Below are 14,781 nucleotides of genomic sequence, written 5' to 3'. Positions count from 1 at the left end.
TCAACTAATCATGCTTTTGGCGAATGCCGATTCATAGCGTTGGCGTGCTTATAATGTCGGGCCCCTTCTTTGTGGGGAGCGCGCGCGGGAGATAATGGATGTTGTTACGTGGCCTGACCTGGCTGGTGCTTTTTCAATTGCTCGGCACTGCCCTCAACCATCTGTTTTTGCCGGTGCTGCCGGGGCCGATCATTGGCCTGCTGTTGCTGCTGGGGTATCTGATTATCCGCGGTCAAGTCGGTGAACCGCTGAACCTCGCGGCCAGCAGCTTGCTGCGTTATTTGCCGTTGCTGCTGGTGCCGCCGGCCGTGGGTGTCATGGTCTATGCCACCGATATCGCTGCGGACTTTTGGGCAATCATCGGAGCGCTGGTGTTGTCGCTGGTGTTGTCCATGGCCTTTGCCGGCGTTCTGATGCAGCGCCTGATCAAGCGTCACGCTCATCAAGAGGACAGCCAATGATCCTCGATTGGCATGGCGCCTGGACGTCGGTGATTCATCATCCGTTGTTCGGCATCGGCATTACGCTGGGCGCGTATCAGTTGGCGCTGGCGGTTTTCGAGAAAACCCGCTGGATCTTTCTACAGCCAGTGCTGGTATCGATGCTGCTGGTGATTGGCGTGCTGGTGGGTTGTGGCCTGAGCTATGCCGAATACCGTAAGAGCACCGAGATCCTCAGCATCTTGCTCGGGCCGGCCACCGTTGCACTGGCGGTGCCGCTGTACCTCAATCTGCGACGGATTCGGCAGTTGTTCTGGCCGATATTTACTACGCTGGTGATAGGTGGCGTAGTCGCTACGGGCATGGGTGTGCTGCTGGGTTGGTGGTTCGGCGCCGAGCACATGATCCTGATGACCATAGCGCCCAAGTCGGTGACTTCGCCGATTGCCATGCTGGTGGCGGAGCAGATCGGTGGCGTCGCGGCGCTGGCGGCGGTGTTTGTATTGATCACCGGGGTGATCGGTGCGATCTTCGGGCCGAGTCTTTTGACGAGGCTCGGTGTCCATAGCCCTGAGGCCCGCGGTATGGCCCTGGGCATGACCGCCCATGCGGTCGGTACCTCGGTGGCCTTGCAGGAAAGTGAAGAGTGCGGCGCCTTCGCGGCGTTGGCGATGAGTCTGATGGGCGTGGCTACGGCGGTGTTCCTGCCGTTGGCGGTGTCGATGGTGGTGTAAGGAAATATCTATGAGTCTGCCGCTTTTTCCGCTGAACACGGTGCTGTTTCCTGGCTGCATCCTCGACTTGCAGATATTCGAGGCGCGCTACCTGGACATGATCAGTCGCTGCATGAAACAGGGCGGCGGCTTCGGCGTGGTGTGCATCCTCGACGGTGAAGAAGTCGGCATCGCCCCGGCCGGCTACGCGCTGGTGGGTTGCGAGGCGCTGATCACCGACTTCAAGCAGCAGGACAACGGTCTGTTGGGCATTCGGGTGCAGGGCGGGCGGCGTTTCCACGTATTGTGCACCGAGGTTCAGCGCGATCAGTTGACTGTCGCCGAGGTCGAGTGGCTGGAAGACGAACCGGAACAACCGTTACAAGATGAAGACGCCGATCTGGTCGCACTGCTCAAGGCCCTGGCCGAACACCCCATGGTCGAAGCGTTGAACATGGGCACCGAAGCAACCGGGCAACAGTCGCTGGCCAATCAGTTGGCGTACCTGTTGCCGTTTGCCGAAGTAGACAAGATCGACCTGCTGCAACTCGACGATCCGCAGCAGCGCCTGGATGCCATTCAGGCGTTGCTGGATGAGTTGCAGGGTGAGTTGTTTACCTGACGTCCGCTAGAAGATCGCAGCCCGTAGCAGCTGTCGAGCTTGCGAGGCTGCGTTCGAGGACAAAGTCCTCGCAAATCCTGCTTATGGGGTTTGCCTGAAAGACCGCGTTGTCTGGTTTTACGACGGCTTTGCCGCCGAACGCAGGCTCGGCAGCTGCTACAGGTTACAGGAGCTGCCGAAGGCTGCGATCTTTTGATCTTCAGTACGCATACCGCAACATCGCATGCGGCATGTGCCTCAACACAAAGAAACCGAGCAACGCCACCAATGACGGCAGCACCAGCCACCAGATCCTTGGCGGCATGGCGGTGAGCGAAGTCTGGCGTTGAATCAGCCAAAGGCTGGCCGCACACACGCACGCCGCCAGCATCGCGCCAGCCAGTACATCGGTCGGCCAGTGCGCGCCCAGGTACACCCGTGACAAGGCAATCGTCAGCGCCGGCAAGCAGCCCACCAGTAACCAGGTCAGGCGCATGCGCGGCGGTTGTCCGCGCCCAGCCAGCACCGCGAGCGTCAAGAACAGTGCGAAAGAGCCCGAGGCATGGCCGCTGGGCATGCTGTAGCTGGTCAGTGGATCACTCAGCACTTCCGGGCGCACACGGGCGAAAAAGTGCTTGGTCGCGGTGTTGCCCAGCGCGGTGAACAGCAGGGTGCCGCCAGCGAAGATCGCGTGCCGCCATTGTCGTGTCAGCAACAGCAAGACTGTCAGCAGCGCGCTGAGCATAAACATGTTGCGGAATTCGCCAATCAGCGTGAACACCACGGCCACTTCATCGAGCATCGGGCTGCGGTGTTCCTGTATCAGGGTCATCAATCCTTGGTCGAGGGCGGTCAGGTGCGGGTAGCCGATGAACAGACCGATCAGGATCAACAGGCTCATGCTGCAGATCCAGATGGTCGCCCGGCGATGGCGGCGCAGGCTGCTGTTTGCGCTCAGACCGACCATCACCGCAATGCTGCCGGCGACAATCCCGGCTTCAGGCCAGAAACCTTCCGGCAATGGCAAGCGGATCGCCGCCCCGGTGGCCCAGCCCGGCAGGAGATAGGCGAGGCTCCAGCCCGCGGCAGCCAACAGGCTGACGACGGCGAAACGCGGGAACGGCATGTCGAACATCCCCGCGACCATCGGCAGCATGGGCCGCAGCGGACCGATGAAGCGCCCGACCAGCAGGCTGGCGATGCCATAACGCTGAAAATACGCCTCGGCTCCGGCCATCCATTCCGGATGATGGCGCAACCCTGGCAGGCGCCGGATGTTCTGGTGGAAATGTCGCCCGAGAAAATATGAAACGATGTCGCCCAGCACGCCGCCGAGAAAGCCCAGCAACAGCGTTTCACCCAATGACAACGCGCCACTGCCGGCCAGCACCGTCACGGCAAACAGCAACACCGTGCCGGGCACGATCAGTCCGACAATCGCCAGGCATTCCATACAAGCCACTACGAACACTGCCGCGGCCAGCCATTGCGGATTGACCGTCAACCAACCGGTCACGCTATCGAGCCATGGGCCCATAAAAACAACTCCATCGAATAATCAATCGGTCCCAAGGGACGAACGCAATCTTCAAAACACTACAGGTCTCATGTGGGAGCGAGCCTGCTCGCGATAGCGGAGTGTCAGACGACATCTACTTCGACTGTTAGTCCGCTATCGCGAGCAGGCTCGCTCCCACAATGGATTTTTCCATCATCAAGTCAGCAAAAAATAATCGCGACCTTCGACTTGCCCTCGGCGCAGCGGGTTGCGCGTGCAGTAAAGTGCATAAGCCGCATCAACAAAGCGGTACATCAAATGTTCGTCGCGCCCATGGGGAATGCCCAGGCGTGTGGTCTGGATGATGTGGCCGGGCGCGGGCCCGACATCTTCCACCAGCAGCACTTCATGGTCGAAACGTTTGGCATCCCAGACGGGCACCTTCAGCCCCAACGACTTGCAGAGCAACGTCTGCCCGGCACACAGCTTTTGTGAGGGGCGAGGGCGGCCCTGTGCATCGGGATTGTTCAGCAGCATCTGCGCCAGGCTTGCCGGCCCGCTCAGTTCATCGACCCATGGATAGGCGGATTTGATCAGCACCGCGTTGCCCGGCCCCTGGGCGCTGAAGTTCAGGGAATCGCCGCCGCGGGCGTAATACATATAGATGTGGCCGCCATCCAGAAACAAAGCCTTACGTTTTTCTGTGTAACCAAGGGAGGCGTGGCTGCCTTTTTCTTCGCAGTAATAGGCTTCGGTCTCGATGATCCGGGCACTGAGCCACAGGTCGTCGACCCGATGACGGATGATTTTGCCCAGTAAATCCCGGGCCAGCGTTTGGGCATCGCGGTCGAAAAATGCATCCGGCAGCCCCTTGGGCTGGCGCGTAGCGGACGGGCGAATAGGCAGGTTGGTCATGATGAACAGCGTTTATCAAGGCTGATTGAGCGGTGATGATAACAATATGCAACTTAATCACGGCTGAACGTCGGCAAATTGCCCTCCATTTCGACCATCCGCCCGTCACCGCTGTTAGTCGGGGGACGCGACAGCTATAATCTGCCGCTTTACTCTTTACCAAGACCTTAGCAAAGACCATTGCAGACCATGACTGAGTCCGTTCTTGACTACATGACCCGTTTGGGTCGCGCCGCCCGCGAAGCTTCCCGCGTGATCGGCCGTGCCAGCACCGCGCAGAAAAACCGCGCATTGCAGGCGGCTGCCAATGCGCTGGACGCTTCCCGTGCCGAGCTGACCGCAGCCAATGAACTGGATTTGGCCGCCGGCCGCGCCAATGGCCTTGAGCCGGCATTGCTTGAGCGTCTGGCGCTGACCCCTGAGCGTATCGACGGCATGATCGTCGGTCTGCGTCAGGTAGCAGCACTGCCAGACCCGGTCGGTGCGATCCGCGACATGAGTTATCGGCCGTCGGGCATTCAGGTCGGCAAGATGCGCGTGCCGCTGGGCGTGATCGGCATCATCTACGAGTCGCGGCCGAACGTAACCATCGATGCCGCCAGCCTGTGCCTGAAGTCCGGTAACGCGACAATCCTGCGGGGCGGCTCCGAGGCGATTCATTCCAATCGTGCCATCGCCGCCTGCATCCAGCGCGGCCTGGCCGAGGCCGGCCTGCCGGCCGCCGTGGTGCAAGTGGTCGAAACCACCGACCGTGCAGCCGTCGGCGCGCTGATTACCATGCCGGAATACGTCGACGTCATCGTGCCCCGTGGTGGCCGTGGTCTGATCGAACGGGTCAGTCGTGATGCTCGCGTGCCCGTCATCAAGCATTTGGATGGCATTTGCCACGTTTACATCAGCGCCCACGCCGATCTGCCGAAAGCCCAGCGCATTGCGTTCAACGCCAAGACTTACCGTTATGGCATCTGCGGTGCCATGGAAACCCTGCTGGTCGATCAGGCAGTCGCCCAGGCGTTCCTGCCGTCGATGGCTGCCCAGTTCCGCGAAAAATGCGTCGAACTGCGCGGTTGCGAGCGTACCCGGGCGATCATCGAGGCCGTTGCCGCGACTGAAGAAGACTGGCACACCGAATACCTGGCGCCGATCCTCTCGATCCGTGTGGTCGACGGACTGGATCAGGCCATCGAGCACATTAACAAGTACGGCTCCCATCACACCGACTCGATCGTCAGTGAAAACCTGGCCGACACCCGGCGTTTCGTGGCTGAAGTCGATTCGTCTTCGGTAATGATCAACACCCCGACGTGCTTCGCCGATGGCTTCGAATACGGATTGGGTGCCGAGATTGGCATTTCTACTGATAAGCTGCACGCCCGCGGCCCGGTGGGCCTCGAAGGTCTGACCTGCGAGAAGTACATCGTGGTCGGTGACGGTCAGTTGCGCGGCCAGGCGTCGGTCTGACTTGGGCGACCTCGACCCGTCAGCCCAACTGACCGCCAGCGAGCCCCAGCCTCGACGCATTGGCGTACTGGGCGGGACTTTCGACCCGGTGCACATCGGCCATTTGCGCGGTGCGCTGGAAGTCGCCGAATCGCTGGCGCTCGATGAGTTGCGTCTGACACCCAGTGCCAGGCCGCCTCATCGCGGCACGCCGCAGGTGTCGGCGAAGGACCGTCTGGCGATGGTCAAGTGCGCGGTGGCCGGTGTGCCACCGTTGGTGGTGGACGCCCGCGAATTGCAGCGGGACAAACCGTCCTACACCATCGATACCCTGGAACTGATGCGCGCCGAACTGGCCGCCCCAGACCAGGTTTTTCTACTTTTGGGCTGGGACGCATTTTGCGGCCTGCCCACTTGGCACCGCTGGGAAGAGTTGCTCCAGCATTGCCACATCCTGGTGCTGCAACGCCCGGATGCCGACAGCGAACCGCCGGATGCCTTGCGCAACCTGCTGGCGGCTCGCTCGGTGAGCGACCCGCTGGCCCTCAACGGGCCGAGCGGACAGATTGCATTCGTCTGGCAGACACCGCTCGCGGTATCCGCCACCCAGATCCGTCAACTGCTGGCCAGCGGTAAGTCGGTACGTTTCCTGGTGCCCGACGCGGTCCTGGCCTACATCGATGCGCACGGACTTTACCGTGCGTCGAACTGAAAAAGGGCGCGCTTCAAGGCACGTGAATGCGTGTATCGAAGCGCCCGAACATACGAGCAAAACGAGTTTTATATGACTGACAAAGACGTAAACAAAGTAAAGCGCAAGGGCACGTTCAAGAGCGCTCCGCTGCCAGTAGTGGCCAATACCGGCCCGGAGCTGCGCGGCGAAGAGCTGGTCAAGGTCGCCGTAGCGGCCCTGGAAGACGTCAAGGCCCAGGATGTTCTGGTGATCGACGTTCGTGAAAAGCAGAGCATCACTGATTTCATGATCATCGCTACAGGTACTTCCAACCGCCAGATCGGCGCGATGCTGGATAAGGTCCGCGAAGCGGTCAAGGCCCAGGGCGTCAAGCCGTTGGGTGAAGAAGGCAAGGGCGACAGCGACTGGGTGTTGCTGGACATGGATGACGTCATCGTGCACATGATGACTGCCAGCGCTCGCCAGTTCTATGACCTGGAGCGGTTGTGGCAGGGTGCCGAGCAGAGTCGTGCCGGCAGCGCCGCGCACCACAGCCCGGAAAACACCCATGAGCATTTCATCAAGCTCAACAAAGACCAGCAATAAGGGAACGCTGTGCGACTGCGACTGATCGCCGTCGGTTCCCGCATGCCCAAGTGGGTGGAAGAAGGCTGGCATGAATATGCCAAGCGTCTTCCGTCCGAGTTGGCGCTGGAACTGGTGGAAATTCCGCTCAACACCCGGGGCAAGAACGCCGACGTGGCGCGCTTTATCCGTCAGGAAGGCGAAGCCATGCTGGCCAAGGTCGGGCCGAACGAGCGCATTGTCACTCTCGAAGTCCACGGCAAGCCCTGGAGCACCGAGCAACTGGCGGTCGAACTCGATCGCTGGCGGCTGGACTCGCGCACAGTGAATTTCATGGTCGGCGGCCCCGAGGGGCTGGCGCCGGAAGTCTGTGCCCGGGCGGATCAACGCTGGTCGTTGTCACCGTTGACGTTGCCGCACCCATTGGTGCGGATTCTGATCGGCGAACAGCTGTATCGTGCCTGGACAGTGCTGTCCGGCCACCCTTACCACAAGTAGTTCTGCCCTCATGCCCCAGCCGATCCGTATCAAGGACCACGAAAAAGACGCCCGTCTGGTGCGTGGCCGCGTCGTGTTCGGGGCCATTGCGGTAGTGGCGCTGATTGGCGTGCTGATCGCGCGGCTGTATTTCCTTCAGGTGATCCAGTACGAGTACCACTCGACCCTGTCGGAAAATAACCGGGTCCATGTGCAGCCGATTCCGCCGACGCGCGGGCTGATTTTCGACCGCAATGGCGTGGTGGTGGCCGACAACCGGCCCAGCTTCAGCCTGAGCATGACCCGCGAACGCTCCGGCGACTGGCAGCAAGTGCTCGACGTGATTGTCGAAGTGCTGGAGCTGACGCCCGAGGACCGGGTGATCTTCGAGAAGCGCATGCGTCAGGGGCGCCGCCCGTTCGAGCCGGTGCCGATTTTGTTCGAGCTGACTGAAGAGCAGATTGCCCGCATCGCGGTGAACCAGTTCCGTCTGCCCGGTGTGGAAGTGGTCGCGCAACTCGTGCGTCATTACCCGCAGGGCGCGCACTTTGCGCACTCGGTGGGTTACATGGGGCGGATCAACGAGAAAGAGCTGAAGTCGCTCGATCCGGTCAACTACAGCGGCACCCACCACATCGGCAAGACCGGTATCGAGCGCTTCTATGAGGCCGAGTTGCACGGCCAGGTGGGTTACGAGGAAGTCGAAACCAACGCACGAGGCCGCGTATTACGCGTACTCAAGCGTACCGATCCGATTCCTGGCAAGGACATTGTCCTGAGCCTGGACATCAAATTGCAGGAAGCCGCCGAAGCCGCGCTTGGCGGTCGCCGTGGCGCGGTCGTGGCGCTGGACCCGAGCACCGGCGAAGTGCTGGCGATGGTCAGTCAGCCGAGTTTCGACCCGAACCTGTTCGTCACCGGCATCAGCTTCAAGGCCTATGCCGAGCTGCGCGATTCCATCGACCGGCCGCTGTTCAACCGCGTGTTGCGCGGCCTGTACCCGCCGGGCTCGACGATTAAACCGGCGGTAGCGATTGCCGGCCTGGATGCGGGCGTGGTCACGGCATCGACCCGGGTCTACGACCCCGGTTACTACCAACTGCCCAATTACGATCACAAATACCGTAACTGGAACCGTACCGGCGACGGTTACGTGGATCTGGATACGGCAATCATGCGGTCCAACGACACCTACTTCTATGACTTGGCCCATAAGCTGGGGATTGATCGGTTGTCGGCCTACATGAGCAAATTCGGCATTGGCCAGAAGGTCTCCCTGGACATGTTCGAAGAGTCGCCGGGATTGATGCCGACCCGGGAATGGAAGCGCGCGACCCGTCGTCAGGCCTGGTACCCGGGCGAAACGCTGATTCTCGGGATCGGTCAGGGCTATATGCAGTCCACTCCGTTGCAGTTGGCCCAGGCCACGGCCCTGGTGGCCAACAAGGGTGTCTGGAATCGTCCGCACCTGGCCAAGACCCTCGAAGGCGCGAAGCCGGTGGATGAAAATCCGATGCCGGACATCATCCTGCGCGACCCGTCCGACTGGACCAAGGTCAACCACGGCATGCAACAGGTGATGCATGGTGCCCGCGGTACGGCACGCAAGGCATCCATCGGTGCGCAATACCGGATCGCTGGTAAAAGTGGTACGGCGCAGGTGGTCGCGATCAAGCAGGGCGAGAAGTACGACCGCTCCAAGGTTCAGGAGCGTCACCGCGACCACGCCTTGTTCGTCGGCTTCGCGCCGGCCGACAACCCGAAAATCGTGGTGTCGGTGATGGTCGAGAACGGCGAGTCCGGTTCCGGCGTCGCCGCGCCGGTGGTGCGTCAAGTCATGGACGCCTGGCTCCTGGACCAGGACGGCCGACTGAAAGCCGAATACGCCAGCCCTATTAGTGCGGAGGCTACGGCCCGTGAAGAGTAATTTCGATCGCATCCTCTCCAGCGAGGATGTGATGCGTCGCCGCGCGACGCTGCTGCAACGCATGCACATCGACGGTCCGTTGCTGATCCTGTTGCTGACCCTGGCTGCCGGCAGCCTGTTCGTGCTGTATTCGGCCAGCGGCAAGAGCTGGGATCTGCTGGCCAAGCAAGCTACTTCGTTCGGCATCGGCTTGATATCGATGATCGTCATCGCCCAGTTCGAGCCGCGCTTCATGGCCCGCTGGGTGCCGGTCGGTTATGTGATCGGCGTGCTCTTGCTGGTAGTGGTGGACGTCATGGGCCACAACGCCATGGGGGCCACGCGCTGGATCAACATTCCCGGAGTGATTCGCTTCCAGCCCTCGGAATTCATGAAGATCCTGATGCCTGCGACCATTGCCTGGTACCTGGCCAAGCGCTCCTTGCCGCCGCAGCTCAAGCATGTGGGCGTCAGTCTGTTTCTGATCGGGTTACCGTTCATCCTGATCGTACGTCAGCCCGACCTCGGCACTTCGTTGCTTATCCTTGCCGGTGGCGCGTTCGTTCTGTTCATGGGCGGCCTGCGCTGGCGCTGGATTCTCAGCGTGGTTGCCGCGGCTGTGCCGGTGGCGGTCGGCATGTGGTACTTCATCATGCACGACTACCAGAAGCAGCGGATCCTGACTTTCCTCGACCCCGAGAGCGATCCGCTGGGCACGGGCTGGAACATCATTCAATCGAAAGCAGCCATCGGTTCCGGCGGCGTGTTCGGTAAAGGCTGGTTGCTCGGGACTCAGTCGCACCTGGACTTCCTGCCGGAAAGCCACACCGACTTCATTATTGCGGTAATGGGCGAAGAGTTCGGCCTGGTGGGCATCTGCGCATTGCTGTTGATTTACCTGCTGTTGATCGGTCGCGGGCTGGTGATTACCGCCCAGGCCCAGACATTGTTCGGCAAATTGCTCGCGGGCAGCCTGACCATGACGTTTTTTGTTTACGTTTTCGTCAACATCGGTATGGTCAGTGGCCTGTTGCCGGTTGTGGGGGTGCCGTTGCCGTTCATTAGCTACGGAGGAACTTCGCTGGTGACGCTGCTGTCAGCGTTTGGGGTTTTGATGTCGATCCATACCCATCGTAAGTGGATCGCACAGGTTTGAATAAGGTGAAAATTTCAATGCAAGTAATGCGTGGCTGGGCGACTCGATACGCGCCGTGGGTCGGCCTGGTAGGCATCCTTGGTTCCGCGCAGGAAGCGTTGGCCGGCGATTACGAAGGCACATCCCAGGTGGCCGAGTTCGTCGGTGAAATGACCCGTGACTACGGCTTTGCCGGTGAACAGCTGATGGGCGTGTTCCGCGAGGCCGAGCGCAAGCAGTCGATTCTGGACGCAATCTCCAAACCCGCCGAACGGGTTAAACAGTGGAAAGAATATCGCCCGATGTTCATCACCGATGCGCGCATCGCCCGTGGTGTGGACTTCTGGCGGCAGCACGAAGCAGCACTGGCTCGCGCGGAGCAGGAATACGGCGTGCCGGCGCAGGTTATTGTTTCGATCATTGGTGTTGAGACCTTTTTCGGTCGCAATACCGGTAATTTTCGGGTGATCGACGCCTTGTCGACCCTGGGTTTCGACTATCCTCCCCGTGCCGAATTCTTCCGCAAGGAGTTGCGTGAATTCCTGCTGCTGGCCCGTGAAGAGCAGGTCGATCCGTTGACCCTCAAAGGCTCCTACGCCGGGGCCATGGGCTTGCCGCAATTCATGCCGAGCAGTTTTCGCGCCTATGCGGTGGATTTCGACGGTGACGGCCATATCAATATCTGGAACAACCCGATTGATGCCATCGGCAGTGTCGCCAGTTATTTCAAGCGTCACGGCTGGGTCGCCGGCGAACCTGTGGTCAGCCGCGCCGATGTGCGCGGCGATCAGGTGGACGACGGGCTGACCGCGGGCATCGAACCGACGAAAACCGTCGGGGAGTTGCGGGCGCTGGGCTGGTCGAGTCATGATGCGCTGCGCGATGATATGCCGGTCACGGCTTTCCGCCTGGAAGGTGACAATGGCCCGGAATACTGGATGGGCCTGACGAATTTTTACGCGATAACGCGTTATAACCGCAGCGTGATGTACGCCATGGCCGTACATCAACTGTCTGAACAGCTGGTCCAAGCACGGGGCGTCAAGTAATGCGGGCATTGCCTATGAATAAACCCCTGAAGCTCATGGCATTCGCCGCGTTGGCGGTGCTGGTCGCCAGTTGTTCGACCAGCCGCTCGCCGACTCAGAAATCCCCGACCGCTGTGCGTTCGGCTCCCGGCCTGGATATCAACCGGGCTCACAAGGATGGCGCACCCTGGTGGGATGTCGACGTTTCGCGCATCCCGGATGCCACGCCGACCCTGCACTCCGGTCCTTATAAGGCCAACCCGTACACTGTACTGGGCAAGACTTATTTCCCGTTGCAAGAATCCAAGACCTACGTGGCCTCGGGCACTGCGTCCTGGTACGGCACCAAGTTCCACGGTCAGAACACCGCCAATGGCGAGGTGTATGACCTGTATGGCATGAGCGCCGCCCACAAGACATTGCCACTGCCAAGTTACGTTCGGGTGACTAACCTGGACAACAACAAGGCGGTGATTTTGCGGGTCAACGACCGTGGGCCGTTCTATTCGGACCGGATCATCGACTTGTCCTACGCGGCCGCCAAGAAGCTAGGCTACGCTGAAACCGGCACGGCGCGGGTCAAAGTCGAAGGCATCGACCCGCAAGAGTGGTGGGCACAGAAGGGCCGTCCGGCACCGTTGATGCTCAACGAACCGCAAGTGGCGAAAAATGCCGCGCCGACCGTGACAGCTTCCACCGGCACCGTCGAGCAATGGACGCCACCGCCGCAGCAACACGCCGCGGCTGTTGTGCCGGTGCAGATCGATGCAAAAAAAAACGCTTCTGTACCAGCCTCTGGCCAGTATCTGCAGGTGGGCGCGTTCGCCAACCCGGACGCTGCAGAACTCCTGAGATCGAAGCTCAGCGGGATGGTGAGCGCTCCAGTGTTCATCAGCTCGATCGTGCGTAACCAACAGACATTGCATCGGGTGCGCCTGGGGCCGATTGGCTCGCCGGGTGAAATCCAGCAAGTGCAGAACAGCGTGCGGTTGGCCAATCTCGGTTCGCCGAGCCTGGTCAGCGCCGAGTAATACCTGGTTCTTGTTTGACGGTTCGCTTGCGGTTTGGGGGGCGAACCGGGTTGTTGGCTCGTGAAGAACAAAAGCCCGGCAAGGGTTACAGAGTGAGCAACTGAACACGCGACGGCCCGTAGGGCTGTCTGATTAGTTTTGCCTTAGGGCAGTTTCCATTAGCGATTTCGAGAGACGGATGAACATCACCACCTTTGCCAAACGCCTGTGCCTGCTAGTCCCGCTGCTCCTCTCGCCTGCCGCTTTCGCGGTCGAGATGATGCCGTCGCCACCGCAACTGGCCGCCAAAGCCTACGTACTCATGGACGCCAGCAGCGGCAACGTGCTGGTAGAGAACAACGGTGACCAGCGTCTGCCTCCGGCCAGCCTGACCAAGCTGATGACCGCGTACATCGCGACCCTGGAAATCCGTCGTGGCCAGATCGGCGAAAACGATCCGGTGACCGTCAGCGAGAACGCCTGGCGTACCGGCGGTTCGCGGATGTTCATCAAGGTCGGCTCGCAAGTGACTGTCAGCGACCTGCTGCACGGCATCATCATTCAATCGGGTAACGACGCCAGTGTTGCGCTCGCCGAGCACATCGCCGGCAGCGAAGACGCGTTCGCCGACATGATGAACAAAACCGTAGCCGACCTGGGCATGAGCAACAGCCACTTCATGAACCCGACCGGCCTGCCGAACCCGGAGCACTACTCGTCGGCTCACGACATGGCCGTGCTGGCCCGCGCGATCATCCACGAAGATCCGGCTCACTACGCCATCTACTCGCAGAAAGAGTTCTTCTGGAACGGCATCAAGCAGCCTAACCGCAACCTGCTGCTGTGGCGCGACAAGACCGTCGATGGCCTGAAAACCGGTCACACCGACGAAGCCGGCTACTGCATGGTGTCTTCTGCTGTACGTGATGGCATGCGCCTGATCGCCGTGGTGTTCGGCACCAACAGCGAAGTGGCTCGCGCTGCTGAAACCCAGAAACTGCTGACTTACGGCTTCCGCTTCTTCGAAACCCAGACCTTCTATCAGAAAGGCACCGAGCTGGCCCAGGCCCCTGTCTGGAAAGGCAGCACCAATCAAGTCAAGGCCGGCCTGGCTCAAGACCTGACCATGACCCTGCCCAAAGGCCAGCTGAAAAAGCTCGCTGCCAGCATGACCATGAGTCCGCAACTGGTCGCGCCCATCGCCAAGGGCGACGTGATCGGTAAAGTCGAAGTGAAACTGGACGACAAAGTGGTGCACAGCGCCGACCTGATCGCACTGGACGCGGTCGACGAAGGTGGTATCTTCCGCCGCATGTGGGATAGCATCCGTCTATTCTTCTACGGCTTGTTCAACTGAATTAGTGTGGACTCACATGGCCCCGTTCCAATCCGGAACGGGGCCATGTCCGTTGCCACGGCTTACGAGGCCGTTACGCCATGACAGACTCCGAAGTAAAGGCGCCAAAGATCGAATTCCCCTGCGCGGATTACCCGATCAAGGTAATCGGCGATACCGGCGTGGGTTTCAAGGACAAGATCATCGCGATCCTTGAGAAACACGCGACCGTTGACCACAACACCTTTGCCGAACGGCAGAGTACCAACGGCAAGTACACGACCATCCAGTTGCACATTATCGCCACCGGCCAGGAACAGCTGTACGACATCAACAGCGAGTTGCGGGCTACCGGTTTCGTGCACATGGTGCTGTGATGTCCGGCACGCTGGGCTTTCGCGAGCTCGGCCAGATGGCTTACGAGCCGGTCTGGCATGCCATGCAACGCTTCACCAACGAACGCGGCAACGATGCCGCCGACGAGATCTGGCTGGTGGAACACCCACCGGTGTTCACCCAGGGCCAGGCCGGCAAGGCTGAGCACCTGTTGCTTCCGGGGGATATTCCGGTGGTGAAGGTCGACCGCGGTGGTCAGGTGACTTATCACGGTCCCGGTCAATTGGTGGCCTACCTGTTGCTGGACGTGCGCAAGCTGGGGTTCGGCGTGCGTGATCTGGTCAGTCGCATGGAGCAATGCCTGATCGAGCTGCTGGCCAGCTACGGCGTGACCGCGGTGGCCAAGCCGGATGCGCCGGGTGTCTATGTCGATGGCGCGAAAATCGCTTCTCTGGGTCTGCGGATCCGCCACGGTTGCTCCTTTCATGGCCTGGCCTTGAACGTGGATATGAACCTGGAACCGTTTCGACGGATTAATCCCTGCGGCTACGCCGGGCTGGCGATGACCCAGCTGCGCGATCACGCAGGATCGATTGAATTTGCCGAGGTAAGTGCCCGGCTGCGCGCGCAGCTCGTCAAACACCTCGACTATGCTGAGCAGACGACCCTAACGGGCGGAATCGACTGA

The 14,781-nt window shown here is 60.5% G+C and carries 16 protein-coding genes; 14 read left to right on the top strand and 2 right to left on the bottom strand.

What is annotated here, in order from left to right:
- Positions 1–98: 98 nt before the first annotated feature.
- From ACA044_RS26730 to ACA044_RS26720, 3 genes are read left to right on the top strand one after another with little or no spacing between them, the layout of a single operon-like run.
- Positions 99–461, top strand: a complete 363-nt coding sequence (locus ACA044_RS26730; protein ID WP_497443998.1) for a CidA/LrgA family protein — start codon at positions 99–101, stop codon at positions 459–461.
- Positions 458–1,174, top strand: a complete 717-nt coding sequence (locus ACA044_RS26725) for an LrgB family protein (RefSeq protein WP_497443997.1) — start codon at positions 458–460, stop codon at positions 1,172–1,174. The genes ACA044_RS26730 and ACA044_RS26725 overlap by 4 nt, the downstream gene beginning before the upstream one ends.
- Before the next feature lie 10 nt (positions 1,175–1,184).
- On the top strand, positions 1,185–1,775 hold the full coding sequence (locus tag ACA044_RS26720) for an LON peptidase substrate-binding domain-containing protein (protein ID WP_497443996.1): 591 nt from the start codon (positions 1,185–1,187) through the stop codon (positions 1,773–1,775).
- Positions 1,776–1,974: 199 nt separating this feature from the next.
- Here the strand turns inward: ACA044_RS26720 and ACA044_RS26715 are convergent, their stop codons facing one another.
- Complete coding sequence (locus tag ACA044_RS26715) at positions 1,975–3,291, bottom strand: bifunctional DedA family/phosphatase PAP2 family protein (protein WP_497443995.1); 1,317 nt, start codon at positions 3,289–3,291, stop codon at positions 1,975–1,977.
- Between the two features lie 177 nt (positions 3,292–3,468).
- The gene (locus tag ACA044_RS26710; protein WP_497443994.1) at positions 3,469–4,167 is read right to left on the bottom strand and encodes a DNA-3-methyladenine glycosylase; all 699 of its coding nucleotides are present in this window, start codon (positions 4,165–4,167) and stop codon (positions 3,469–3,471) included.
- A gap of 189 nt (positions 4,168–4,356) precedes the next feature.
- On the opposite strand from ACA044_RS26710, the gene ACA044_RS26705 reads away from it, so the two are divergent.
- The 11 genes from ACA044_RS26705 (at position 4,357) to lipB (ending at position 14,781) form a co-directional block, all read left to right on the top strand.
- On the top strand, positions 4,357–5,628 hold the full coding sequence (locus tag ACA044_RS26705; RefSeq protein ID WP_497443993.1) for a glutamate-5-semialdehyde dehydrogenase: 1,272 nt from the start codon (positions 4,357–4,359) through the stop codon (positions 5,626–5,628).
- 1 nt (position 5,629) lies between these two features.
- The gene (gene nadD / locus ACA044_RS26700) at positions 5,630–6,319 is read left to right on the top strand and encodes a nicotinate-nucleotide adenylyltransferase (protein ID WP_497443992.1); all 690 of its coding nucleotides are present in this window, start codon (positions 5,630–5,632) and stop codon (positions 6,317–6,319) included.
- Between the two features lie 72 nt (positions 6,320–6,391).
- Positions 6,392–6,886, top strand: a complete 495-nt coding sequence (rsfS, locus tag ACA044_RS26695) for a ribosome silencing factor (RefSeq protein ID WP_038981377.1) — start codon at positions 6,392–6,394, stop codon at positions 6,884–6,886.
- A gap of 9 nt (positions 6,887–6,895) precedes the next feature.
- Positions 6,896–7,363 (top strand): 23S rRNA (pseudouridine(1915)-N(3))-methyltransferase RlmH, encoded by a 468-nt coding sequence (gene rlmH, locus ACA044_RS26690; RefSeq protein WP_003185785.1) that lies wholly within the window; start codon positions 6,896–6,898, stop codon positions 7,361–7,363.
- A 10-nt stretch (positions 7,364–7,373) separates the two neighbouring features.
- On the top strand, positions 7,374–9,269 hold the full coding sequence (mrdA, locus tag ACA044_RS26685; RefSeq protein WP_497443991.1) for a penicillin-binding protein 2: 1,896 nt from the start codon (positions 7,374–7,376) through the stop codon (positions 9,267–9,269).
- Positions 9,270–9,300: 31 nt separating this feature from the next.
- Complete coding sequence (rodA, locus tag ACA044_RS26680; RefSeq protein WP_497447313.1) at positions 9,301–10,404, top strand: rod shape-determining protein RodA; 1,104 nt, start codon at positions 9,301–9,303, stop codon at positions 10,402–10,404.
- A 17-nt stretch (positions 10,405–10,421) separates the two neighbouring features.
- On the top strand, positions 10,422–11,432 hold the full coding sequence (gene mltB, locus ACA044_RS26675) for a lytic murein transglycosylase B (protein WP_497443990.1): 1,011 nt from the start codon (positions 10,422–10,424) through the stop codon (positions 11,430–11,432).
- Positions 11,432–12,442, top strand: a complete 1,011-nt coding sequence (locus ACA044_RS26670; protein ID WP_497443989.1) for a septal ring lytic transglycosylase RlpA family protein — start codon at positions 11,432–11,434, stop codon at positions 12,440–12,442. Before mltB ends, ACA044_RS26670 begins: the two co-directional genes overlap by 1 nt.
- Positions 12,443–12,620: 178 nt before the next feature.
- Positions 12,621–13,778 (top strand): D-alanyl-D-alanine carboxypeptidase family protein, encoded by a 1,158-nt coding sequence (locus ACA044_RS26665; protein ID WP_497443988.1) that lies wholly within the window; start codon positions 12,621–12,623, stop codon positions 13,776–13,778.
- An 80-nt stretch (positions 13,779–13,858) separates the two neighbouring features.
- Complete coding sequence (locus ACA044_RS26660) at positions 13,859–14,134, top strand: DUF493 domain-containing protein (RefSeq protein WP_258698925.1); 276 nt, start codon at positions 13,859–13,861, stop codon at positions 14,132–14,134.
- Positions 14,134–14,781, top strand: coding sequence for a lipoyl(octanoyl) transferase LipB (lipB, locus tag ACA044_RS26655; protein WP_497443987.1), 648 nt, complete (start codon positions 14,134–14,136; stop codon positions 14,779–14,781). Before ACA044_RS26660 ends, lipB begins: the two co-directional genes overlap by 1 nt.

This window comes from Pseudomonas sp. LBUM1673 (genome assembly GCF_059695645.1).
This window is presented reverse-complemented; position numbering and strand designations above follow the sequence as displayed.